We start from the raw sequence: 22,825 nt of genomic DNA on the forward strand, positions 1-22,825 counted from the left end.
TGGAAGGCTCAACCGGCGCCGCCCATCGAAATCATCGCTTCCTTGATCTTGGCCATGCCGAAATGCCAGATCTGGTCCAGTTTGATATGCGGCATGATCGGCAGCTCGGACGGATTGATGAACACGTTCAGGATAGCCGGTCCGGGCGCGGCGAGGAAAGGTCCCAGGACTTCTTCCAGCTGCGCCGGCGTCTTGGCCGTAAAGCCCTGCGCGCCACAGGCGCCGGCGAACAGCGCGAAGTCGAGGTTGGGGAATTCGGCGCCTTCGAAGGCGGGCAGGCCGGCTTCTTCCATTTCCAGATGCACCAGTCCCCATTCGCGGTTGTTGAACACCACCACCTTGACCGGCAGTTTGTGCTCCACCGCCGTCATGAACTCTCCCAGCAGCATCGTGAAGCCGCCGTCGCCTGCGGCCACGATCACCTGGCGTTTACGATCCAGCGCCTGGATGCCGTTGCCCTGGCCCAGCGAGGTGCCGACGGCGGCGTTGTTGAACGAAGCCAGCAGACGCTGACGGCCGCTCTGGCGTATCCAGTTGCCGCACCATAACGTCACCACGCCGGTGTCGACCACGAACACTGCATCCTCGGCGGCGCGATCGCTCAGTCGGCGCGCCAGGTATTGCGGTTTGATCGGCCCTTTATCCGGATCGGCCGGCATTACGGCATGCTTGTCGAGTGTCTCGTTCCATTGCTTGCGATGCTCGCCGACCTTACGCAAGAAGGCGGTATCGGTCTTGCCCTGCACCTGTTGCAACAACTGCGTCACTGCGGGGCCAACCGAGCCGGTGATGCCGAGGTCGACCGGCATGCGGCGACCGAGGACGAATCCGCGCTCGTCAATCTGTACGGTCTGGGTGCGCGTGGGAAGGAATTCGGAATAAGGATAATCGGTGCCGAGCATCAGCAGCAGTTCGGCGTCGCGCATGGCGTCCATCCCGGGGGCGCCGCCGATCAAGCCAACGCCGCCGATCCAGTGCGGATGATCGTAGGGCAGCATGTCCTTGGCGCGGAAGGTGTGCACGACCGGCGCCTGCAGCTTTTCTGCCAGCACGGCGATGTCATTGATAGAGGAGCGTGCACCGTTGCCGACGAAGATGGCGACCGACTTGGCGGCATTGATCAGTTGCGCGGCATGGGCGATTTCGCTTTCGGGCGGCGTCACTTCCGGTTGCGGTCGCAAGGTGTTGAGACTGGCCACGACAGCAGGGCCGGGCAGCTTGGCGCCAATCACGTCGGCGGGGATGCTGAGGTGGGCGACGCCGCGCTGATGATAGGCCTGGGCAATGGCCTGGTGCACGACTTGCACGGCTTGCGCGGGATCGATGATGGTCTGGGTGTAGGCGGCGACATCGCGGAACAGCAGGTCGGGATTGTTTTCCTGCAGGTAGTCGATGCCGCGCCGGCTGGCCGGCACGCCGCCCGAAATCGCCAGCACCGGCGCATGATCCTTGCGCGCTTCGTACAGCCCCGCGACCAGATGGTTGGCGCCGGGACCGGTGGTGCCGCAGCAGACCGCGAGCTTGCCGGTGAGCTTGCCCTGTCCAGCGGCGGCCAGCGCGGCGCCTTCTTCATGGCGCACGCCTATCCATTCGATGCGCTTGTCCTTGCGTACGGCTTCGGTGAAAGGATTGAGCGCATCGCCGACGACGCCGAATATCTGGCGCACGCCGATGGTGTGGAGGGTTTCAACGAGCATTTCGGCGACGGTGGTGGACATGGCTTCCTCGACAGGGTGGAGTAGCCGTTCAGCATAGGCTTGCCTTGGTGAGGCCAGTATCGGCAACTGCGGTAAATCGCTGTAGGACTCCATCCACGCTCCTGAATTCTTACAGGCGAGAGCGGCGCTGTCCGATTTTTCGCGACGTTCTGCTGCATTACATTGAGCACATGTTGCAGCGGTAATTTTCGCAGCCAAATTCATATTCGATATTCGATAAGGAGAACCACCATGTCATCCACTTTTCGCATGCAATCCGCCAACATCGCGCCACGCCGTTCCGGCACCCTGATCAAGGTCCTGGGCCTGACTGCCATGAGCGTCGCGGGCCTGGCATTGATGATCGGCCATGCGCGCGCCGACGAATTGCCGCGCGCCGACAAGAGCTTCCTCAACAGCGCTGCCGAAGCCGGCAACGCCGAGGTCAAGGCCAGCAAGATCGCGCTGGAAAAGACCACCAATCCCGATGTGAAGAGTTTCGCCACGCTGATGGTGGACGAGCACACTACGGTTGGCGACAACCTCAAGAAACTGGCCACCACCAAGAACGTCGAACCGCCGACCGAACCGAGCGTCGCCCAGCGCGCCAAGATCGCCGTGCTGGAGAAGCTCGACGGCGCGACCTTCGACAAACAATACGTGAGCATGATCGGCGTCTCGGCGCACAAGGATGCGGTCAAGCTGTTCAGCAAGAACGCCGCCGAAGCCAAGGATCCGGACGTCAAGGATTTTGCCGCCAAGACCTTGCCAGGTTTGCAGCATCACCTGGACATGGCGAATGCGTTGAAGGCCAAGCTGGACGCCAAGAAATAAATAGCACTACGAAGTAAATACCGAATCCCCGCGTTGCACCCCCCCGCCTGCCGCCAGGCGCACATGTTCCCCTGCATGAGTCTGGCGGCAGTTTTTTTGTCTGGTTGTCCGGATTTGCCGGGTGATTGTTCCGGCAGGAGGCAGCATGAAAAAGACCGCATCGACAGCAACGATTGAATACGTGCCTTGCGTGCTCAAGCTGGACAAGCACAAGTTCGCCTGTTACGTCGAGCAGTTCATCGGCAAGGTGCCGCCGCTGGACATGACGCCGAGCGGCGTCAGGATTGTCTCCAAACGCAAGAAAGCCTGGCGTGCTGCGGTCGCCATGGCGCGACTCTGCAGCAGCAAATCAAAACAGCGATAACAAAGATAAGGCCTGGTAGCTTCAGGCCTTGATCCCGTTCTTCCCGCTTTACTCCACCTCTTCCAACACCAGTTCAAAGCAGATCAGCACCGGATTGCGTCCGCGCGCCAGCACGCCTTCGCAGACGTGGCCGCGTGGATCGATCAGGGCGATATCGAGCTGCGCCCGTACGCCTTCATGGCCGCGGCTGACGTGGCCGGAGCGCACCAGGATTTCGGTGGCGCGATCCTCGATCACGCGGCCGTCGTCGAATTCCGCGCCGATGATGCTGCCGACGCTGCCGCGCACGATGGCGTTCTTGATGCTGTGCGTGCGGCAGACTTCCTCTATCGCCATGGTCAGGTCTTCATCAGGACGGATGCGCGCCAGCAAGGTGCGACGGCCGGCGTCGCCGGGCTCTGCGGCCACCACGGCAGGGTGGAACAGGGTGAAATTGGTTTCCGGATCGAAGCGCGTTTCCATGGTGGCGTTGTGCACGCCCCAGGCTTGCGCCTGCGCGGTCTCGGCGACGATGCTCTGATCCATCAGCATGTGACCGCCGCGGCGGCGGCCTTGTTCGTCGGTCCACACCGCGTGGCAATGCACGAAGGGTGCGCCGTCGCGGCGGCCGAAGGTGGCGCAGGCCAGCTCGATCGTGACGCCGCCGGCGACTTCGTGCGGATCGCTGTAGAAAGCGGCGTGCTTGCCATCATGCGACAAGGCCGGCATGAGGTAATGGTGCGGCGAAACCTTGAGGTTTTCGATACGGACGGTGCCGCCTGCAATACCGGCGGCCGCCAGCGGAATGGCGATCGCGTCGCGCAGGTTGCGGCCGGCTTCGAGCGTGATGGTCACCGCCATGGCCGGGCCGGCCAGGCTGACGATGCGCACGGGGTCGGGCGCGCCGGGATGGCGGGCGGTACGTGCAAATACGGGGGCTTGTTCGAGTGTCTGCATGCTGTCTCCTGGTGTCCTCGTTGCCGCGATGCGTGCCGCGGCTTGTCGTCGGTGGGGTAGGCCGGTGGGCCAGGTAAACATGGTATCCGGCTTTGGGATTTCATGTTTTTGCCGCAGCGACACCGTTGTTCGGCACTGCGGCGTAAAACAAGGAGGGAACAATGGAAGAGAACGTCTTTACACCCTCGACTAGTGATAATTCGAGATAAAGTCTATATAATAACGATTCTCATTAGCAAATAGCTTCGACCATCCTGACGCCATGACCGTGCTCGACCAACACAACGCCGATCCGCTGCACCTGATGTATTGCGGGCATCACGGCTGGCTGGTCCAGTGGCTGCAGCGCAAGCTCGGCAATCACGGCGACGCCGACGATCTGGCGCAGGACACCTATATGCGCCTGGCAAGCGGCCACACCATGCCACAGCCGGATGAGGCGCGGCCTTATCTCGTGCAGATCGCCAAACGGCTGATGATCGACCTGTATCGTCGCCGCAAGCTTGAGGCGGCTTATCTCGATGCGCTGGCGGCCATGCCGGAACAGTTCGCGCCCTCGCATGAAGACACCCTGATCGTATTGCAGACGCTCAACGCCATTGACCAGTCGCTGGCCGCCTTGCCGGAAAAAGTGCGGGAGACGTTTTTCCTTTCGCAATTCGACGGCCATACCTACAGCGAAATCGCTGCCATGCTCGGGATTGCCGTGGCGACCGTGCGCAAGCACATGTTGACGGCCACCAGGGCCTGCTTCCTCGCAATGCATCATGCCGCGCACTGACCGCGCAAACATCGACGCCAGCCCGTTCGACCAGGCGCTGGACTGGTTCGTGACGCTCTCTTCAGGCGAGGTCAGCGACCGCGAGCGAAGCGACTTCGAGCGCTGGCTGCAGGATCCAGAACATCGGCGCAGCTGGCTCTCCATCGAGACCTTTCAACGCACTTTGCAGGACATGCCGGCAGGCTTGGCGGGCAAGGCCTTGCGCAATGCACGCCGGCCGGCTGCTGCGTCGTCCCTCATTTCGCGTCGCCGTTTGCTTGGTGTGGCCGGCGCAGTGGCGCTCGGCGCCTTGCTGTTCGAGCGCCGCGACGACTTGTTCGAACTGACCGCCGACGTGCGCACCGCCACCGGTGAGCAGCGCACCATGACGCTGGCTGATGGCAGCAAAATGGTGCTCGATAGCGCCACCGCGGTCGACATCCGTTTTGATGGCGTCGCCCGCCGCGTCGTCTTGCGCAGCGGCGCGGTCATGGTTGAAACCGCGCACCGGCCGGAATGGGTTGCGCGGCCGTTCATCGTCGACACCGGGCAGGGCAGCGTGCAGGCGCTGGGCACGCGGTTTACCGTGCGGGCACTGCAGCAGGACGGTTGGTTCAGCAGCGGACGGGCGCAGGTGGCGGTATTCGAAGGAGAAGTCGAAATCCGCCCACGCCAGGCTGCCGCAACGGCCTTGCGCCTGAAGTCGGGGACGCAGGCCAGCTTCGATGCCGACGGCGTGAATATCCCGGAAGCGCTCGACGACAATGCCGAAGCGTGGACGCAAGGCATGCTGGTGGCGCGCAACCAGCCGCTCGGCGATTTCCTCGAAGAGTTGCGCCGCTACCGCAGCGGCGTCCTGCGCTGCGACGATGCTGCGGCGACGATCCGCATCACCGGCGTGTTCCCGCTCGACGACACCGATCGCATCCTCGATGCGCTGGCGCATGCTTTCCCGCTCGACGTCCGCCGCCATACGCGCTACTGGACCTCGATCGCCGCCAAAGACGCGCCGCCGAAAAAATAATCGCGCCGGCTGTAGCACTTTTTCATTCTCGTTCGTAAAGGAGATGAATCCCAACATTTCCAACGAAGGAATCTGCATGCATCATCGATCCGCCGCCCGCCGGCAAGTCCCGTCCATCGTATCGCAACGCCGTCCCGTCGCTTGCCGCGCGCTGTCCACTACCTCATATGTCCTGCTGGCAGGGAGCCTGATGCTGGGCGCCGGCATGGTGCCACGGCCGGCGCATGCTGCGCCTGCAGGTGAAACTGTCGAACAAGCGGTCCGCTACGACATCGCCGCCGGTCCATTGGATCAGGCGCTTAACCAGTTTGCGGCGCGCTCGCGCATCTTGCTGGTGGCTGATCCGGCACTGATGCAGGGCAAGCAGGCCAAGGGACTGAGCGGCGCCTATCCGGTCGACAAGGGCCTGGAACTGCTGTTGTCGGGCAGCGGTCTCGAAGCGGAACGCCGTAACGACGGCAGCTTCGCCATCCGCCAGCGTGCAGCATCCGGCGACGGCAGCGGCTCGCTGCCTGCGGTGACGGTGATCGGCAACAACGAAGCAACCGGGCTGCAACGCGCCGCCGCAGGTGGGGCATTGGGTTCGCGCTCGGTGCTCGATACGCCGTTCTCGATCAGCGTGGTCGGCCGGGAAGACATCCAGGAGCGCCAGGTCAGCAACCTTGAGCAAGCGTTTCGCTTCGACCCGTCGGTGACCTCGGCCAGCGGCGAATACGGCCGTGGTTCATCGATCCTGGTGCGCGGTCTAGGGCTCGATGCGACCAACGGTTTCAAGGTCGATGGCCTGCCGATTCCCGGCTGGGGCAACGACCTGCTGCCGTTTGAAATGTTCGAGCGGGTCGAGTTGCTCAAGGGCCTGTCGGGATTCATGTACGGCTTCGGCTCGCCCGGCGGTATCCTCAACTACGTGCAGAAACGTCCGACCGACGAGAATACCTTCTCGGCCGACATCGGCTACAAGACCAATTCGCTGCTCTCCGAGCACGTCGACTTCGGCGGTCGCGCCGGCGATGAGAAGCAGTTCGGCTACCGCGTCAACCTGGTGCACGAGCAGGGCGGCACTTACTTCACCGGAGGCTCTCTGAAACGCGATGCCGCTTCCGTGGCACTGGACCTCAAGCTGACCTCGGACCTGACCCTGACCTTCGACACGCTGTACGCCAAACGCAAATCGCTCGGCAACGCCTTTTGGGGCTTCTCGCTCGGCAACGGCCTGGCGCTTCCCGGCACCATTGATCCGACCACGCGCCAGCAGCCCGACGGCAGCTACTACAACAATGAAAACATCATGGTCACGACCGGTCTGCAATGGCGCCTGACGCCCGACTGGAAGGCCAGCATGGCGTATCGCTATGCGCGCGAAGACGTCGACTACGTCTACAGCACCATCAGCATCATCAATCCGGCCGGCGACGCCACCACCGCGCAATCGGCGGGGATCTACAGTTTCGAGTTCCAGAACCTGCAGGCCATGCTGGAAGGCAAAGCCCGCACCGGCGGCATTGAGCATCAACTGGTGTTCGGCGCCAGCACGCAGAAATACGCGTCGCTGTCCGACCGCGCCGGCGTCGGCACCAACTTGGGTGCGACCAACATCTACCGCGATTCGACGCTGAGCACCAACGGCGTCAACAACAGCACGCACACCATGTACCGTTCGTCGGAGATCACCCAGAACGCCTTGTTCGCCAGCGACACGCTCAACTTCAACGACAAATGGTCGCTGATCGGCGGCTTGCGCTACACCCGTTTCGACCAGAAAGGGCTGAACCAGGCCGGGCTGACCACCACCCGCTACAAGCGCAGCCCGCTGACGCCGACCGTGGCGCTGATGTTCAAGCCGCTGGCCGACACCACCATCTACGGCAGCTACGTCGAGTCGCTGGAGCGCGGCGGTGCAGCGGCCGTGTCCAACGTCAACTTCGGCGAAGTCATGGGACCGATCAAGAGCACGCAATACGAACTCGGCCTGAAAACCGAACGTGAGCGCTGGTCGACCTCGGCCGCCTTGTTCCGCGTCCAGCGCACCGCCGAATACACCAATGCCGCCAACTATTACGTGCAGGATGGCGAAACCCGCTACCAGGGCCTGGACCTGTCCGGACGCCTGGACGTCACGCGCAACCTGACGCTCAACAGCGGCCTGATGTGGCTCAACACCAGCTACGTCAATGCCGCCGCTGCGCTGCAAGGCAAGCGCGTGACCGGCGCGCCGTCGTTCCAGGCCACCATCAACGCGCAGTACCGCGTGCCCGGATTGGAAGGCCTTAGCCTGAATGCCGGCGGCCGCTATGTCGGCTCGTCCAAGCTCAACACCACCAACACGCTGGACCTGCCGTCCTACTATGTGTTCGACACCGGCGCCGTGTACCGCACCCGCCTGAGCGGCAAGGAAGTCACGTTCAACGCGCAGATCCAGAACATCACCGACAACCGCTACTGGGTCTACAACGGCTCGCAGTACATCTTTGCCGGCGCGCCGCGAACATTGAGCCTGAACGCGCGCATGGACTTCTGATGACCGGGAAGCAGCGTACCAATCGCCTGCGCATGCGCGCCGGCATCGCGGCGGCGGTCGTCATCGCCGTCACCGGTGCGTGGAAGTGGAACAGCACCGGTGTGCAGTACGACACCGTGAGGGTTGCGCGCGGCGACGTTGAAGCCAGCGTGTCGGCGGTCGGGAAATTGCAGCCGCGACGTTACGTCGACGTCGGCGCGCAAGTGTCGGGCATGATCCTCAAGTTGCATGTGCAGGCCGGGGTCGCCGTCGAAAAAGGCCAGTTGCTGGTGGAGATCGATCCGAACGTGCAGAAGGCCACGGTCGACGCCGGCCGCGCTTCATTGGCCGGCCTGCGCGCGCAACTGGCGGATCAGCAGGCGCAGCACCTTCTGGCGTTCCAGCAAGCCGACCGCCAGCGCAAGCTCGATGCCGGCGGCGCCACGCGCACCGAAGATGTCCAGGTCGCCGAAGCCGCGCTGTCGTCGGCGGCTGCCAGGATCGATCACCTGAAGGCGCAGATCGATCAGACCCACGCCACCGTGCAGGCCGACGAAGTGCGGCTGGGCTACACGCGCATCTACGCACCGATGGCCGGCACGGTGGTTTCTGTTGACGCGCGCGAAGGCCAGACCCTCAACGCCACCTACCAGACGCCGAGTATCCTGCGCATCGCCGACCTGTCGACCATGACGGTGTGGACCGAAGTCTCGGAAGCGGACGTACGCCGCGTCAAGGCCGGCATGCCGGTGTACTTCACCACGCTCGGCAGCGCCGGCCATGAGCCGCGACGCTGGCACGGCGAGGTGCGCCAGGTGTTGCCGGCGCCGCCTTCGGGCGACGGCAAAAGCGCCGACACCGCGTTGGCGCCATCATCCAACAAGGTCGTGCTCTATACCGCGCTGTTCGACATTGACAACGCCGATGGCGAGCTGATGCCGCTCATGACGGCACAGGTCAATTTCGTCTCGGCGGCGGCGCGCAATGTCGTGACGGTGCCGCTGGCGGCGCTGTCGCCGCTGCAGGCGAGCAAGCCGGAACCGAAAAAGATCGCAGCATCGCAACGTTCACAACGTTTCCGCGCGCGCATCCTGCGCAGCGACGGTAAGCCGGAAGAACGTGAAGTCGAGGTGGGCGTCCGCAATCGCGTGCGCGCGGAGGTCTTGCAGGGCATCCGCGAAGGCGAACTGCTGATCACCGGCGAGCGTGACACCGGCGCTGGCGTCAAGAGATTCCAGCTGTGACGTCTTCGGAGAAACGCATCCCCCTGATTGCGCTCGACAACATCCGCAAATCCTACGGCGGCCATGACGTGGGGCAGGGCGGACCGCCCGCTGTGGAAGTATTGCGCGGCATCAGCCTGGATATCTACGCCGGTGAATTCGTCGCCATTGTCGGCGCTTCCGGCTCGGGCAAGTCGACCCTGATGAACCTGCTCGGCTGCCTCGACAGGCCAAGCGCCGGCGCCTATCGCTTCAACGGTGAAGACGTTTCCTCGCTCGACGCCGATCAACTGGCCTGGCTGCGCCGGGAAGCCTTCGGCTTTGTGTTCCAGGGATATCACCTGATCGCTACCGAATCCTCGTGCGAGAACGTCGAGGTGCCGGCCGTCTACGCCGGCATTCCCGAGCGCGAGCGCCGTCAACGCGCATCCGCGCTGTTGACGCGACTGGGACTAGGGGATCGTCTCGATCATCGACCGCACCAATTGTCCGGCGGGCAGCAGCAGCGTGTCTCGATTGCGCGTGCGCTGATGAACGGCGGCCGCATCATCCTCGCCGATGAGCCGACCGGCGCGCTCGACAGCAGCAGCGGCGCCGAGGTGATGAAACTGTTGAATGAACTGGCCGATGCCGGCCACACCATCATCCTGATCACGCATGATCGCAAGGTCGCGGCGCAAGCCCGGCGCGTGATCGAAGTGTCGGACGGCCGCATCATCGCCGACAGCGCAGCGGCGCAACCGCCGCTGCTGACGGGGGCGCAGTTGCCGCCTATGCCGGACCTGCGCAATCGAGGCTCGACACCGGACCAGGATGCTTCCCGGTTATTGTTTGAAGACATCCGCGAAGCCGCCCGTGCCGCCTGGCGCGTGATGTGGATCAACCGCTTTCGCACCGGGCTGACCCTGCTCGGCATCGTGATCGGCGTCGCCTCGGTCATCGTGATGCTGGCCATCGGCCTGGGCACGCGCCAGCAGGTGGTCGAACAACTCGGCAAGTTCGGCTCCAACCTGATGTACATGGCGGCCATCGGCGAGAGCTCGCGCATACCGGGCCGCAGCATCACGTTGCAGGACCTGGAGGCGGTTTCCGAAATACCCAACATCGTGCATGTGCTGCCCAACGTCACCGGTAACAAGGTGGTCCGTTACGGCAACCAGGATATCCAGACCTATGTGCGCGGCACCGGCGCGGCGCTGCCGGCGATCCAGACCTGGCCGTTGGCGCGCGGGGCATTTTTCACCGCTGGCGATGAGCGTGAACTGGCGTCGGTCGCGGTGCTCGGCCACAAGCTGGCGCGCGAACTGATGCCAGGCGTGGATGACCCGGTCGGTCGGACGGTGTTGATCGGTAACGTGCCGTTTCAGGTGGTCGGCGTGATGAGCCAGAAGGGGGCGCTGACCGGAGACCGTGATGAAGACAACCTGCTGATTCTGCCGTTCTCGACGGCCGGCGTCAAAGTGTTCGGCCAGCGCGAACCAACCTATACGGTGCTGGCGGTGGCCGACGTCGGCCGCATCCAGCGTACGCAGGAACAGGTCGAAGCCTTGCTGCTGGAACGCCACGGCATCCGCGATTTCAGCATCGGCAACGCGGCGGCATCGATTGCCGCCGAGGCGAAGACGCGCGACACCATGACGCTGATGCTGAGCCTGGTCGCCGCCGTGTCGCTGCTGGTCGGCGGCATCGGCGTGATGAATGTGATGCTCATGACGGTGCGCGAACGCACCCGTGAAATCGGCATTCGCCTCGCCACCGGCGCCCGCCAGCGCGACATCATGCGCCAGTTCCTGACCGAGGCGGTGCTGGTGACGATTGTCGGCGGCAGCGCCGGCGTGGTGCTGGGATTGCTGGTCGGCGCCGGCTTGATCGCCGCCGGCGCGCCGGTGATATTTTCCCTGACCTCGATGCTGGCGGCGTTCGGTTGCTCGGTGGCGACCGGGTTGATCTTCGGTTTCATGCCGGCGAAGAAGGCGGCCCGGCTAGATCCGGTTGTCGCGTTGACGTCGGAATAAATCCTTTGTCCTTTTCGTGTTTTTGCCGCACATCAAATTTAATTGATGTACGGCAATACCGGTTCTGTTTCCCTGTTTGGCCCGTGTTGTCATGGAGTAGTAATACTTGAATGCAACAATGCGGCCATCACAAAAGAGCCGCGCGTTCCACCCCAGAGGGCGTGCCGCTTGCCAGTCTCCAGGGAAAAGACAAATGACTATCCGTCTGCGCATTACCTTGCTCGTCATCCTTACGTTCATCGCCATTTCAGCCATCGGCGGTTACGCCGTGTTCCAGTCGCGCAGCAGCGCGGTCGAGGTCAAGTCGGTGACCGAAGGCGTGGTGCCGAGCGTGCTGGCATCCTCGGACCTGGTGGGCCAACTCAAGGATGTGCAACTGGCGGCCATGGTGATGGTGGCGGAGGCCGACGCGCAACTGGTCATCCAGGAAAATGAAAAGCTCGCCGCAAAAAAGGCCACGCTCGAAAAAGCGCTGGAGTTCCAGGCAGGGCAGGCCGCAAGCCAGGCACAGAAAGGCCTGATCGAACAGGCCAAGGAAAGCCTCGACAACTATTTCGGCGCCATCGACAGCACCGCCAAATTCAAGCTGGCCGGCAAGGATGCGCTGGCGCAGGCATCCTTCTTCGGCAATGTGGTGCAATACCAGGCTGAACTCGAAGGCGTGGTCGACACGCTGCGCATCGAGAAGAACCGCAGCAAGGACAGCGCAATCGCTGCGCTGAACCAGAACCTGGCCTCGACCACCACCACGATTTCCGCCGTCACCGCCGTGGCCGTGATCGCACTGGCGCTGATCGGCTTCCTGCTGTATCGCCAGATCACCGGCCCGATCAGCCGCATGCAAACCATGATGACCGAGATCGCCGCCAGCCAGGATTTCACGCGCCGCCTGCCGGTCGATCGCATGGATGAAGTGGGCCACTCCATCGTCGCCTTCAACGGCATGGTCGAAAAAATCGAGGAAGCCTCGGCGCTGGTCAAGCAAAAGACCGCCGACATGCAGGCCATGCTGCAGAACATCCCGCAAGGCATTTTGACCGTGGTCGACGGCAACAAGGTCCATCCGGAATATTCCGCTTTCCTGGAAACCGTGTTCGAGACCACCGACATCGCCGGCCGCGACCTGATGGACCTCGTGTTCGCCGGCACCACGCTGGGCGCGGATACGCTGTCGCAGATCGAAGCTATCGGCGGCGCCTGCATCGGCGAAGACATCATGAACTTCGAGTTCAACGAACACCTGATGGTCGGCGAAGTCGAGAAGAAGATGGCTGACGGCCGCGTCAAGATCCTCGACCTAAGCTGGTCGCCGATCACCGATGATGCCGACACCGTAATCCGCCTGATGCTGTGCGTGCGCGACGTCACCGAATTGCGCAAGCTGGCCGCGGAAGCCAACGAACAGAAACACGAACTGGAAATGATCGGCGAAATCCTCGCCGTCGCGGCGCCGAAGTTCGAAGACTTCATCGCCACCTCACGTCGCTTCCTCGACGAGAACGAGCAGATCGTCCATCAGAATCCGGAAGCCACGGCCTTCGCCATCGCCAAGCTGTTCCGCAACATGCACACCATCAAGGGCAACGGCCGCACCTACGGCCTGCTGCACCTGAGCAACGTGGTGCACGACGTCGAGCAGCACTACGATGACCTGCGCCATCCGGAAACCGGCGCCGTCTGGGAACAGGAGCGCCTGGTGCAGGATCTGGCCCGCGTGCGCGTCGCCATCGATCGTTACGCCCGCATCAATGAAGTCACGCTGGGTCGCCAGGCTGCGCCGGAACAGGCCGCAGCGGTGGAACGCCATATCCTGACCATCGACCGCAAGCACATCCAGGAAAGCCTGCACCGCCTGGAAACGGTGAACACCGCCAACCTGCATGAACTGGTCGCGGTCCGCAACGCCGTACGTAAAACCTTGCGCCTGCTCGGCACCGAACCGCTGGCAGACATCCTGGCCAGTGTCACCGACTCGCTGCCGGCGCTGGCAAGCGAACTCGGCAAGGCGGCGCCGGTGGTGGCGATCGAAGACAACGGCTATGTCATCCACGCCCACGCTTCCGCGCTGCTCCAGAACGTCTTCATGCACCTGATCCGCAACGCCATGGATCACGGCCTGGAAACACCGGACGAGCGCCAGGCCAAAGGCAAGAATGAAACCGGCACGATCCGCCTGCAACTGGGCGTGATGAGCAACATGCTGCACATGGCGCTGTCCGATGATGGTCGAGGCCTGGCGCTGGCGCATATCCGCCGCACCGCGGTCGACAAGCAACTGATCGCCTCCGACACCGTGCTCAGCGACGCCGAACTGGCGCGCCTGATCATGCGTGCCGGCTTCTCCACACGCAGCGAAGTGACCGACGTGTCCGGCCGCGGCGTCGGCATGGATGCGGTGCTGGATTTCGTGACGCAAGAGCACGGCCGCATCGAGATCGAGTTCCTCGACCACGCTGAAGGCGCCGATTTCCGTCCGTTCCAGATCAATGTGCTGCTGCCGGAAAACATAGCGGTGGAAGTCGACGGCATCGACGTCGCCTATCCTCTGCCGGATGTCGACCAGACAGCGCCGGCCGGCATCCTGGCCGCAAGCGGCGATCCGCAGGTGGCGTGAACGGGTGGAGCAGGGCAAAACATTGCCGTAACGGATTTATCGCAAGGAACGTTTCATGATGTTGAACCAGATTTTTTTCGTCTTGCTGGGCGCGCTGCTGTCTGGCGTACCGCTGGCCCTGATGCTGAAACGGCAGAAGGCGCGCATGCGGCGCATGGTTGACGTTGACCAGGTCGATGCACTCAAACGCAACGTCCAGCTGACGCTGGACGAGCATCAACAGAATATCGACGCGCACCGGCAAGAGCTGGAAGCGCAACGCCGCGACAATGACGTGCGCCTAGCGCAAACGCAGCGCGACACCGAGAAGGTGGTGGCGCAGCTGAGTTCGCAGAATTCGCAAAGCGTCGCGCGTGTGCTGGAGAACTGCGACGCCTCGCAGGAAACCATCTCGAATCTGCTCGGCCTGATGCGCACCTTCGAGCGCTGGCACGACGACATGAATGTGCTGATCACGCACAACCGCGAGATGCACCGCAAGAACGACGAGTTCGCGCTGATCGTTAACCAGGTCATCATTGTCGCGCTCAACGCCTCGATCGAAGCAGCGCGCGCCGGCACCCACGGCCGCGGTTTCGCGGTGGTGGCGTCGGAAGTCCGTGACCTCGCGCAGCGCGCTGAGAAGCTGTCCAAGAGCTATCGCGCCAACCTGTACCAGAACGACCTGATCACCACCACCACTTTCCAGGACCTGCAGGCGGGCGGCAAGATGATCATCGGCGCCGTCATCGGCCTCGACCTGATCAACAAGAAAACCAAAGAAGCGCTGGCCGCCTGATAGCGAGAAACCGACCATGCTGACCCAATCCGCCAAAGACGGCTTCGACACGCTGCTGACCCAATCGCTGAAATCCGGCATGGCGCCGTCCGCTGCACAAGTTGAGGTGTCGGTGTTGGACGACGACGCCGTGATTCCCGAGAAGAAGATGGTGGTGCTGACGGTGTCGTCCTATCTGTTCCGTCTGATGGCGATGTTCTATTTCACGCCCGACGCGGCCACCCGTGCCCATTTCGCGCGTCTCAACAATATCGACGAAGCCGAGATGAGCGAGCAGACCTTCATGGACGCCATCGCCGAAAGCGGCAACCTGTGCTGCGGCATCCTCAACCGCGACCTCGGCAATTTCTTCCCGCATATCGGCATGTCGACGCCCAACGTCATCGACAGCAACTGTGCCGCCTACCTGCAAACGCTCAACTGCCAGCACGTGCGTCATTTCGCGGTGGACATGGACGGCGCGCCGCGCTTCCACGTGACGCTGAGCGTGTCGGCCTATGCCGACATCGATTTTGCGGTGTCGGCCGACGAACTGGGCAGCGACACCGGCGAACTCGAGCTGTTTTAACTTCATTCATCCAACGTAAAGAACCATAGAGAACCCATGGCACAAATCCTCGTAGTCGACGACTCCAGCACGGTCCGCGCCGAAGTAGGCGATTTCCTCAAGAAGAACGGCCTCGACGTGGCCCTGGCGGTGGACGGCCGCGACGGCCTGCTTAAACTCAAGGGCGATCCGTCGATCAAGCTGGTGGTGTCGGACGTCAACATGCCTAACATGGACGGCCTGACCATGGCCGAAAAGATCCGCAGCGAACTCGGTAACGCCGCCGTCAACATCATCATGCTGACCACGGAAAATTCGCCGATCATGAAAGAGCGCGGCAAGGCCGCCGGCATCAAGGGCTGGATCGTCAAGCCGTTCAAGGGCGACGCCGTGCTGGCGACGTTCAAGAAACTGGTCGGCGCCTGAGTCTGTTCAGGCGGCGGTGCGCAAGGCGCTGGACGGCGACTCGCCGAAGAGTTTCTTGTAGTCGCAGGAAAACTGGCTGAAATTGCTGAATCCCCAGGCGGCGGCAACGTCGCCGATGCGGACCTCAGACGAGGCGCCGGCGGCGGCACTCTGCATCAGCTGGCGTCGCACGCCGTTCAGGCGCAACGAGCGCAGGTAAGTCATCGGGCTGATGCCCAGCACATCTTCAAAACAATATTGCAGCGTGCGACGGCTCACGTGCAGCTGTTCGCACAGCATGGAAATCGTGATCGGCACATCCTGGTTGTCCATCGCGTAGTCGCGCGCATCGCCGACAATGCGTCGACGCCGCAGCAGGCTGGTGCAGGCTTCGTTCTCGACTTCGCCTGCATCGAGCATGGCCAGCAAAGCGGTGATGACCTGATCCTGCTGCATCGCCTGCGCGCTCTGGGGCGACTGCGGATCGAGCAAGGTCTGGATGTGCTGCGCGCAGGCAAGCAGCGCGTCCTGGCCGACGTGCAGCAGTTCCGCTGCGGCCAGTCTTGACCAGTCGATCCGGCAACCCAGACGGTCAGCGGCAGCGAGCAGGGTATTGCGCTGGATTACGATACCGAGAATTTCATGATCGTCGGGCGTCATCAGCTCAAACTCGCGATGGCCGGGCTGCGTCATGATCATGCCGGCGCCGACGTTGCGGCCGTTGATGCGCATGCCGCGCGCCTGCGGTTCGATGCCGAACCAGAAGGCGTCGGGCCAGACACAGCAGGATTGCAGCACGGCGCGGCTGCTGCGTTCACGGAATATCTGCAAGCCGTCGGCTTGCCATTCATTCAATTCGCCGCAAAAACGACCGTGCGTGATCTGGTCGTAGCGTTGCTCCCAGTTGGTCAGATTGTGGGCGTGCTCATCCACGTCGTGCGCGACAACGGTGCGCAGCACCTCGCCGATGTGCACCGGCGGTGCACCCGGACGGGCCGACGAAGATGAGTGATGGAACATTGACAAGAGCTTTATCCCGTTGAAGTGAGCATGGCGATTTCCGGTGAGGTGATGGCACCGCAACTTTGCCGATTTTCGATAACGCCGGTTTTTCCCCGTTGTTATATTCAATAGCGGGGTCAATGAAAACGTTTGCAAGCAAACGTTATGCCCGCAACGGCCGTTGCCCCGTTCCGATTGGTCTCCGATCAATCGCATTCGCCATTGCACAGGAGCATTCATATGGATTCAGCGACATCCAGCCAGCATGCAGGTCTCAAGCCGGTGTTGAGCACATTGCAGCTGTGGGGCATCGCCGTCGGGCTGGTGATTTCAGGCGAATATTTCGGCTGGAGTTACGGCTGGGCATCGGCCGGTACGCTCGGCTTCACCGTCACCGCGCTGTTCATCGCAGCGATGTACACCACCTTCATTTTCAGCTTTACGGAGCTGACCACCTCGATTCCGCATGCGGGCGGCCCGTTCGCCTACAGCAAGCGCGCCTTCGGTCCGACCGGCGGTTACCTGGCCGGCGCGGCGACACTGATCGAGTTCGTGTTCGCACCGCCGGCGATTGCACTGGCCATCGGCGCCTATCTCAACGTGCAGTTTCCGACGGTCGACCCCAAGCTGGCGGCGCTGGGCGCCTACCTGGTATTCATGACACTCAATATCGTCGGTGTGCAGATTGCCGCCACCTTCGAACTGTGCGTGACGCTGTTGGCAATCTTTGAGTTGCTGGTGTTCATGGGCGTGGTGTCGCCGGGCTTTTCGCTCGCCAATTTCACCAAGGGCGGCTGGTCCGGCAGCGACAGTTTCAGCCTGGCGTCAATCCCGGGCATGTTTGCGGCGATCCCGTTCGCGATCTGGTTTTTCCTGGCGATCGAAGGCGTCGCCATGGCGGCGGAAGAAGCCAAGGATCCAAAGCGGTCCATCCCGATCGCCTACATCACCGGCATCCTGACGCTGGTGGTGCTGGCCATCGGCGTGATGCTGTTCGCCGGTGGAGCAGGGGACTGGACCAAGCTGTCGAACATCAACGATCCGCTGCCACAGGCGATGAAGCTGATCGTCGGCGCCAACAGCAACTGGCTGCACATGCTGGTGTGGCTGGGCCTGTTCGGCCTGGTGGCGTCGTTCCACGGGATCATCCTGGGTTATTCGCGCCAGATATTCGCCTTGTCGCGGGAAGCCTACCTGCCTGCCTATTTCGCCAAGGTGCATCCACGGTTCAAGACGCCGCACCGCGCCATCCTGGCCGGCGGCGCAGTCGGCATCGCGGCGATCTACAGCGATGAACTGATCACCATTGGCGGCCAGACGCTGACGGCCAATATCGTCACGATGTCGGTGTTCGGCGCGATCCTGATGTACATCCTGAGCATGCTCAGCCTGTTCAAGTTGCGTCGCAGCGAAGCCGGCCTGACGCGGCCGTTCCGAGCGCCGCTGTATCCGTTCTTCCCTGCGTTCGCGCTGTTCGGGGCGCTGGTCTGCATGGCGACCATGATCTATTACAACCCGCTGATTTTCGTCATCTTCCTGGCGTTCCTGGCGCTCGGCTACGGCTATTTCCTGATGACCGGCAGCCAGCGCGCGGCGGCGATCGTCAGCAACTGATTCTGCAGCTTGCTTCATCCACCTTTGAGTCACCAACAAGAGAGTCCATCACATGAAAAACAATCAACAGGGGAACGCGACAGCCACAGAGGCAATCGCGCGTCGGGGATTTCTGGGACGCGCGCTGGCCTCCGCAGCCGGCGCTGCAATGGTCGGCGCGCCACTGGCGGCGCAGGCAAAAACCGTCAAGGCGCCGGTCGGTCTCGATCGTGCCAAATGGGCGCCGCGCAATCGCCAGATGGTGGAGCAGATGATCGCTGCCTATGGCAACACGTCGCGCGGCTACAAGAGCAGCAAGAAGCCTTACGCGGTGTTCGACTGGGACAACACCAGCATCATGAACGACTGCGAAGAAGCGCTGCTGATGCATCAGATCAACACCTTGTCGTTCAAGCTCACGCCGGTCGAATTCAGTGCGATCATTCGCCAGAACGTGCCGCCGGGTCCGTTCACGGCAGATTTCAAGAATGCCGCCGGCAAGGTGGTGGACCTCGATTCAATCTGCGCCGACCTGGATGCCGACTACGCTTTCCTGCATGCGAATTACAAAGGCTTCGCCGGCGCCAAGTCGCTCGAAGAAATCAGCGCGACCAGCGAATTCCTTGATTTCCGCGCCAAGCTCTATTACCTGTATGAAGCCGTCAACGATACCCACGGTGTCAATGTCGGCTATCCGTGGGTGATCTACTTTTTCGCCAACATGACCGTGGCGGAAGTGTCGGCACTGGCCGAAGCATCCAACGATGCGGCCCTGGGCGCAGCGCTCACCAAGGTCAAATACACCAGCCCCGCCGACCGTCCCGGCAAGGCCGGCGTGGTCAGTGTCGGCCACTTCCACGGCATCCGCCTCTGTACCGAGGTCGGCGGCATGATGGATACGTTCCGCGATCACGGCATCGACATCTATGTCTGCACCGCTTCGCTCGAGGACGTGGTGGCGGTGTTCGCGACCAATCCCAAGTACGGCTATAACGTGGCCCGCGAGAACATCATCGGCCTGCGCCTCGAACGCGACGGCAGCACCTACAAGAACGCCTACCTGAAGAACTGGCCGCTGACCTGGGGACCGGGCAAGACGGTGGCGATCAAGAGCGAGCTGGTGGCCGCCAAAGGCTACGGGCCGATTTTCGTGGCGGGCGACAGCGATGGCGATTACGATATGCTCAGGGACTTCGCCGATACGCGCTACGGCCTGATCGTCAACCGCATGAAGAACGGCAAGATCGGCGAGTTGTCGAAACTGGCGGCAACGCAGATCACAGCAGGCCAGCCGCGCTTCCTGTTGCAAGGCCGGCAAGAGTCGACCGGCAACTGGCTGCCGGTGGAAACCAGTATCAAGTACGGCAAGACGACGCCGCTGCTGACATTTTGATCGTTTGACCGCCTGACCGCATCTGGCCACATCTGGTCGGGATCATCTGAGGAAAAGGAAACGTGCCGTCCTATCAGTTCAGCCACACCGTCGGCGCCATCACGCATCAGTTCCGCGATCTGCGGGACCTGATGGCCAAGGCGACGCCGCTGCGTTCCGGCGACATGCTGGCGGGCGTCGGCGCCGCCAGCGCGGAGCAGCGCGCGGTGGCGCAGATGGCCCTGGCGGAACTGCCGCTGCGCATTTTCCTCAATGAAGCGCTGGTACCCTATGAGACCGACGAGGTGACGCGCCTGATCATCGACGAGCACGATGCCGCCGCATTCGCCGAGATCAGTCATCTCACGGTAGGCGATTTCCGCAACTGGCTGCTTGGCGACGACGTCGACAGCGCGACCCTCAGCGCAGTGGCCCCCGGCATCACGCCGGAGATGGCCGCAGCGGTCAGCAAGATCATGCGCAACCAGGATCTGATTCTGGTGGCGAAGAAGTGTCGCGTCGTCACTGCCTTCCGCAACACCATCGGCCTGGCCGGACGGCTGTCGACGCGGCTGCAGCCCAACCATCCGACCGACGACGCCACCGGCATCGCAGCGAGCCTGCTGGACGGCCTGCTGTATGGCAGCGGCGACGCCGTCTTCGGCATCAATCCCGCCACCGACAACGTGCCGCAAGTGGTCAATCTGGTCACGATGATGGCCGAGATCATCGCGCGCTACGAGATCCCGACGCAGTCTTGCGTGCTGACCCACGTCACCAACACGCTTGCCGCCATCGAGCGCGGCGCCCCGGTGGACTTGGTGTTCCAGTCGATAGCGGGCACCGAGGCCGCCAACCGCAGCTTCGGCATCGACCTGGCGATACTGGACGAAGCGCGCGGCGCGGCGCTGTCGCTGGGGCGCGGCACGGTCGGCGACAACGTCATGTATTTTGAAACCGGGCAGGGCAGCGCGCTATCGGCGGGCGCCCACCACGGCATGGACCAGCAGACCTGCGAAGCGCGCGCCTATGCGGTGGCGCGCAAGTTCAAGCCGCTGCTGGTCAACACCGTGGTCGGCTTCATCGGCCCCGAATACCTCTACGATGGCAAGCAGATCATCCGCGCCGGACTGGAAGACCATTTCTGCGCCAAGCTGCTCGGCCTGCCGATGGGGTGCGACGTCTGCTATACGAACCACGCCGAGGCCGACCAGAACGACATGGACAACCTGTTGACGCTGCTGGCGACGGCGGGCTGCAACTTCGTCATGGGCATTCCCGGTTCCGACGACATCATGCTCAACTACCAGACCACTTCGTTCCACGACGCCCTGTATGTGCGTCGCGTGCTCGGACTGGCGCCGGCGCCCGAATTCGAGGCATGGCTGCAACGCATGCAGATCTTCAGCAGCGAGCCGCAGTTCCGCCTCAACGACGGCTTGCCGCCAACGTTTCGCGATGCCTTGCGGCGGCTGTCCTAAAGGCGGGGAGCAGCGGCGATGCCTGACAACAAATCCCCCGTCATCGACAATCCGTGGCAAGCGCTACGGCAGTTCACGGCCGCCCGCATTGCCTTGGGACGCGCCGGCGTCAGCTTGCCGACCGCGCCGCAACTGGCCTTCCAGCTGGCGCACGCGCAGGCGCGCGACGCTGTGCACCTGGCGCTGGATACGGAGACCCTGCGTGGCGAGTTGCAGCAGGCGAGCATCCCCGGCGCCGATGCGTGCCAGGTGCTCGACAGCGCCGCCGTGGATCGCCTGACTTATTTGCAGCGCCCTGATCTCGGCCGTCGTCTCAGCGACGCATCGCGTGCGGTGCTGAGCAGCGCTGCGGGCACTTCGCAAGCGCCGGAAGAGCGGATTTACGATCTTGCCTTCGTGATCGCAGACGGCTTGTCCTCGCTGGCCATCGCCAGAAATGCCGTGCCGTTTCTGCAAGCAGTGCAGCAACGCATCGCTTCGCGCAACTGGACGCAAGCGCCACCGACCATCGTGCGCCAGGGCCGCGTCGCCATCGGTGACGAGATCGGCAGCCTGTTGCGAACCCGGCTGGTGGTGGTCATGATCGGTGAACGGCCGGGCCTCAGCTCGCCCGACAGCATGGGCTTGTACCTGAGCTGGATGCCGCGTGTGGGCATGACTGACGCCGAGCGCAATTGCATCTCCAACGTCCGGCCCGAAGGCATGCGCTATGACGAAGCCGCCGGCAAGCTCGACTACCTGCTGGCGGAAGCACACCGGCGCCGGCTGACTGGCGTCGATCTCAAGGATGAAAGCGAGGGAGACGCGCAGGCGCTGGCTGCACCGGGGACGAACTTCCTGTTGGGTGAGGTTCCGCAGACCTGATATTTCGCCTGTTCTGCGCAGCAACGGAAATGCATTTTTTCGTTATACTTGCCGCGACCGTCACACAATAATCAATATCGGCTGCCATCCAGCGGGAGAGAAAATGTTAAGAGTAGCCAGTCAGAACGACCTGTCCTCGTTCGTCAAAGCCAAAGCACTGTCCCCAACCATCACCAACGCGCCATTCAGCGGCATCTTGTTGAGCGCGCAAGCAAAGGCCTCAGAAGCCCAGGCCGTCGCTCCAAGCCCGGACGCTGCCGCCGTTGCCGCCCTGAGCGCCGCGCTGTCCCAGTTCGGCATCTCGGTGCCGCCGGCCCTGCGCATCACCACCGGCGCCAACGGCCTTGAGCTGTCCGGCGACAACCGCAACGTCAAATTCCAGGCCATGCTGCAGGCCAACCCTGCGCTGGAGACCACGCTCAACGGCATGATCGGTCAGCAGGACATGGCGCGTAAAAACGCGCTGAAGGACGTGGTGCGCGACTTCCTCGGCAAATCCGCCAGCCCCGGCATGGAAGCTTTCGCCCTTGATTTCATGGACGAAGAAAAGAACGATACCTACAGCCTCAGCTTCAACGGCGCCAACATCGGCGTCGACGAAATGGGCAGCAAGGGATGGCAACCGGTCAAGGACACCAAGGATTTTCGCGCGGACTTGCTGGCCGCATATACCAAATACCAGGTCACGCACGCGGTCACGGTCGAGAAACGCAAGGATGAAGACGACAACGCCCAGAACCTGGGCATCAAGTCCAAGTTGGCTGAGGCGCTGAAGAAGGATGATGTTGCAGCGAGCTGAAGCTGGATGTTTGTCTCGTT

General features: G+C 62.6%; 19 protein-coding genes. 16 read left to right on the top strand and 3 right to left on the bottom strand.

The genetic code is table 11. The features are described from left to right. Positions 1-8 precede the first annotated feature (8 nt). Complete coding sequence (locus tag E4P32_RS06010; RefSeq protein ID WP_116432805.1) at positions 9-1,718, bottom strand: thiamine pyrophosphate-binding protein; 1,710 nt, start codon at positions 1,716-1,718, stop codon at positions 9-11. 231 nt (positions 1,719-1,949) lie between these two features. Here E4P32_RS06010 and E4P32_RS06015 point away from each other — a divergent pair, with 231 nt between their 5' ends. Then, positions 1,950-2,531, top strand: coding sequence for a DUF4142 domain-containing protein (locus E4P32_RS06015; RefSeq protein ID WP_116432804.1), 582 nt, complete (start codon positions 1,950-1,952; stop codon positions 2,529-2,531). A gap of 145 nt (positions 2,532-2,676) precedes the next feature. Next, the gene (locus E4P32_RS06020; protein WP_116432803.1) at positions 2,677-2,895 is read left to right on the top strand and encodes a hypothetical protein; all 219 of its coding nucleotides are present in this window, start codon (positions 2,677-2,679) and stop codon (positions 2,893-2,895) included. A 48-nt stretch (positions 2,896-2,943) separates the two neighbouring features. On the opposite strand, the gene E4P32_RS06025 is transcribed toward E4P32_RS06020, so the two are convergent. Then, complete coding sequence (locus tag E4P32_RS06025; protein ID WP_116432802.1) at positions 2,944-3,831, bottom strand: DUF296 domain-containing protein; 888 nt, start codon at positions 3,829-3,831, stop codon at positions 2,944-2,946. 262 nt (positions 3,832-4,093) lie between these two features. Here E4P32_RS06025 and E4P32_RS06030 point away from each other — a divergent pair, with 262 nt between their 5' ends. From E4P32_RS06030 to E4P32_RS06070, 9 genes are all read left to right on the top strand, one after another. After that, positions 4,094-4,612 (top strand): sigma-70 family RNA polymerase sigma factor, encoded by a 519-nt coding sequence (locus E4P32_RS06030; protein WP_233526546.1) that lies wholly within the window; start codon positions 4,094-4,096, stop codon positions 4,610-4,612. Next, positions 4,599-5,615, top strand: coding sequence for a FecR domain-containing protein (locus E4P32_RS06035; RefSeq protein ID WP_116432801.1), 1,017 nt, complete (start codon positions 4,599-4,601; stop codon positions 5,613-5,615). The genes E4P32_RS06030 and E4P32_RS06035 overlap by 14 nt, the downstream gene beginning before the upstream one ends. Before the next feature lie 76 nt (positions 5,616-5,691). After that, the gene (locus E4P32_RS06040; RefSeq protein ID WP_158559699.1) at positions 5,692-8,133 is read left to right on the top strand and encodes a TonB-dependent receptor; all 2,442 of its coding nucleotides are present in this window, start codon (positions 5,692-5,694) and stop codon (positions 8,131-8,133) included. Next, a complete protein-coding gene (locus E4P32_RS06045; protein ID WP_233526545.1) occupies positions 8,133-9,356 on the top strand; it encodes an efflux RND transporter periplasmic adaptor subunit in 1,224 nt (407 codons plus the stop codon). The genes E4P32_RS06040 and E4P32_RS06045 overlap by 1 nt, the downstream gene beginning before the upstream one ends. Beyond that, entirely contained in the window at positions 9,353-11,350 is a 1,998-nt protein-coding gene (locus E4P32_RS06050; protein ID WP_116432799.1) for a MacB family efflux pump subunit, read from the top strand. The genes E4P32_RS06045 and E4P32_RS06050 overlap by 4 nt, the downstream gene beginning before the upstream one ends. A 193-nt stretch (positions 11,351-11,543) precedes the next feature. Continuing rightward, positions 11,544-13,964: an ATP-binding protein gene (locus tag E4P32_RS06055; RefSeq protein WP_116432798.1), complete on the top strand. Its 2,421-nt coding sequence runs from the start codon at positions 11,544-11,546 to the stop codon at positions 13,962-13,964. Positions 13,965-14,022: 58 nt separating this feature from the next. Next, the gene (locus E4P32_RS06060) at positions 14,023-14,742 is read left to right on the top strand and encodes a methyl-accepting chemotaxis protein (RefSeq protein WP_167735657.1); all 720 of its coding nucleotides are present in this window, start codon (positions 14,023-14,025) and stop codon (positions 14,740-14,742) included. Positions 14,743-14,758: 16 nt separating this feature from the next. Then, complete coding sequence (locus tag E4P32_RS06065; protein WP_116432796.1) at positions 14,759-15,310, top strand: hypothetical protein; 552 nt, start codon at positions 14,759-14,761, stop codon at positions 15,308-15,310. 36 nt (positions 15,311-15,346) lie between these two features. Further along, positions 15,347-15,715: a response regulator gene (locus tag E4P32_RS06070; RefSeq protein WP_116432795.1), complete on the top strand. Its 369-nt coding sequence runs from the start codon at positions 15,347-15,349 to the stop codon at positions 15,713-15,715. A 6-nt stretch (positions 15,716-15,721) separates the two neighbouring features. On the opposite strand, the gene E4P32_RS06075 is transcribed toward E4P32_RS06070, so the two are convergent. Then, positions 15,722-16,714, bottom strand: a complete 993-nt coding sequence (locus tag E4P32_RS06075) for a helix-turn-helix domain-containing protein (protein ID WP_116432794.1) — start codon at positions 16,712-16,714, stop codon at positions 15,722-15,724. A gap of 222 nt (positions 16,715-16,936) precedes the next feature. On the opposite strand from E4P32_RS06075, the gene eat reads away from it, so the two are divergent. From eat to E4P32_RS06100, 5 genes are all read left to right on the top strand, one after another. Continuing rightward, positions 16,937-18,310: an ethanolamine permease gene (gene eat, locus E4P32_RS06080; protein ID WP_116432793.1), complete on the top strand. Its 1,374-nt coding sequence runs from the start codon at positions 16,937-16,939 to the stop codon at positions 18,308-18,310. 52 nt (positions 18,311-18,362) lie between these two features. After that, entirely contained in the window at positions 18,363-19,682 is a 1,320-nt protein-coding gene (locus E4P32_RS06085; protein WP_116432792.1) for an HAD family hydrolase, read from the top strand. A gap of 62 nt (positions 19,683-19,744) precedes the next feature. After that, on the top strand, positions 19,745-21,142 hold the full coding sequence (locus tag E4P32_RS06090; protein ID WP_116432791.1) for an ethanolamine ammonia-lyase subunit EutB: 1,398 nt from the start codon (positions 19,745-19,747) through the stop codon (positions 21,140-21,142). Between the two features lie 18 nt (positions 21,143-21,160). Continuing rightward, complete coding sequence (gene eutC / locus E4P32_RS06095; RefSeq protein WP_116432790.1) at positions 21,161-22,006, top strand: ethanolamine ammonia-lyase subunit EutC; 846 nt, start codon at positions 21,161-21,163, stop codon at positions 22,004-22,006. 103 nt (positions 22,007-22,109) lie between these two features. Further along, on the top strand, positions 22,110-22,805 hold the full coding sequence (locus E4P32_RS06100; protein WP_116432789.1) for a hypothetical protein: 696 nt from the start codon (positions 22,110-22,112) through the stop codon (positions 22,803-22,805). The last annotated feature ends 20 nt before the right edge of the window (positions 22,806-22,825 follow it).

The sequence above is a fragment of the Herbaspirillum sp. 3R11 genome, from assembly GCF_004563925.1.
GTDB lineage: Bacteria > Pseudomonadota > Gammaproteobacteria > Burkholderiales > Burkholderiaceae_D > Herbaspirillum.

Excerpts from the sequence above, each read along its gene's own strand:
- E4P32_RS06010 (WP_116432805.1), bottom strand. The coding sequence starts at position 1,718 with ATGTCCACCACCGTCGCCGAAATGCTCGTTGAAACCCTCCACACCATC.
- E4P32_RS06015 (WP_116432804.1), top strand. The coding sequence starts at position 1,950 with ATGTCATCCACTTTTCGCATGCAATCCGCCAACATCGCGCCACGCCGT.
- E4P32_RS06020 (WP_116432803.1), top strand. The coding sequence starts at position 2,677 with ATGAAAAAGACCGCATCGACAGCAACGATTGAATACGTGCCTTGCGTG.
- E4P32_RS06025 (WP_116432802.1), bottom strand. The coding sequence starts at position 3,831 with ATGCAGACACTCGAACAAGCCCCCGTATTTGCACGTACCGCCCGCCAT.
- E4P32_RS06030 (WP_233526546.1), top strand. The coding sequence starts at position 4,094 with ATGACCGTGCTCGACCAACACAACGCCGATCCGCTGCACCTGATGTAT.
- E4P32_RS06035 (WP_116432801.1), top strand. The coding sequence starts at position 4,599 with ATGCCGCGCACTGACCGCGCAAACATCGACGCCAGCCCGTTCGACCAG.
- E4P32_RS06040 (WP_158559699.1), top strand. The coding sequence starts at position 5,692 with ATGCATCATCGATCCGCCGCCCGCCGGCAAGTCCCGTCCATCGTATCG.
- E4P32_RS06045 (WP_233526545.1), top strand. The coding sequence starts at position 8,133 with ATGACCGGGAAGCAGCGTACCAATCGCCTGCGCATGCGCGCCGGCATC.
- E4P32_RS06055 (WP_116432798.1), top strand. The coding sequence starts at position 11,544 with ATGACTATCCGTCTGCGCATTACCTTGCTCGTCATCCTTACGTTCATC.
- E4P32_RS06060 (WP_167735657.1), top strand. The coding sequence starts at position 14,023 with ATGTTGAACCAGATTTTTTTCGTCTTGCTGGGCGCGCTGCTGTCTGGC.
- E4P32_RS06065 (WP_116432796.1), top strand. The coding sequence starts at position 14,759 with ATGCTGACCCAATCCGCCAAAGACGGCTTCGACACGCTGCTGACCCAA.
- E4P32_RS06070 (WP_116432795.1), top strand. The coding sequence starts at position 15,347 with ATGGCACAAATCCTCGTAGTCGACGACTCCAGCACGGTCCGCGCCGAA.
- E4P32_RS06075 (WP_116432794.1), bottom strand. The coding sequence starts at position 16,714 with ATGTTCCATCACTCATCTTCGTCGGCCCGTCCGGGTGCACCGCCGGTG.
- eat (WP_116432793.1), top strand. The coding sequence starts at position 16,937 with ATGGATTCAGCGACATCCAGCCAGCATGCAGGTCTCAAGCCGGTGTTG.
- E4P32_RS06085 (WP_116432792.1), top strand. The coding sequence starts at position 18,363 with ATGAAAAACAATCAACAGGGGAACGCGACAGCCACAGAGGCAATCGCG.
- eutC (WP_116432790.1), top strand. The coding sequence starts at position 21,161 with ATGCCTGACAACAAATCCCCCGTCATCGACAATCCGTGGCAAGCGCTA.
- E4P32_RS06100 (WP_116432789.1), top strand. The coding sequence starts at position 22,110 with ATGTTAAGAGTAGCCAGTCAGAACGACCTGTCCTCGTTCGTCAAAGCC.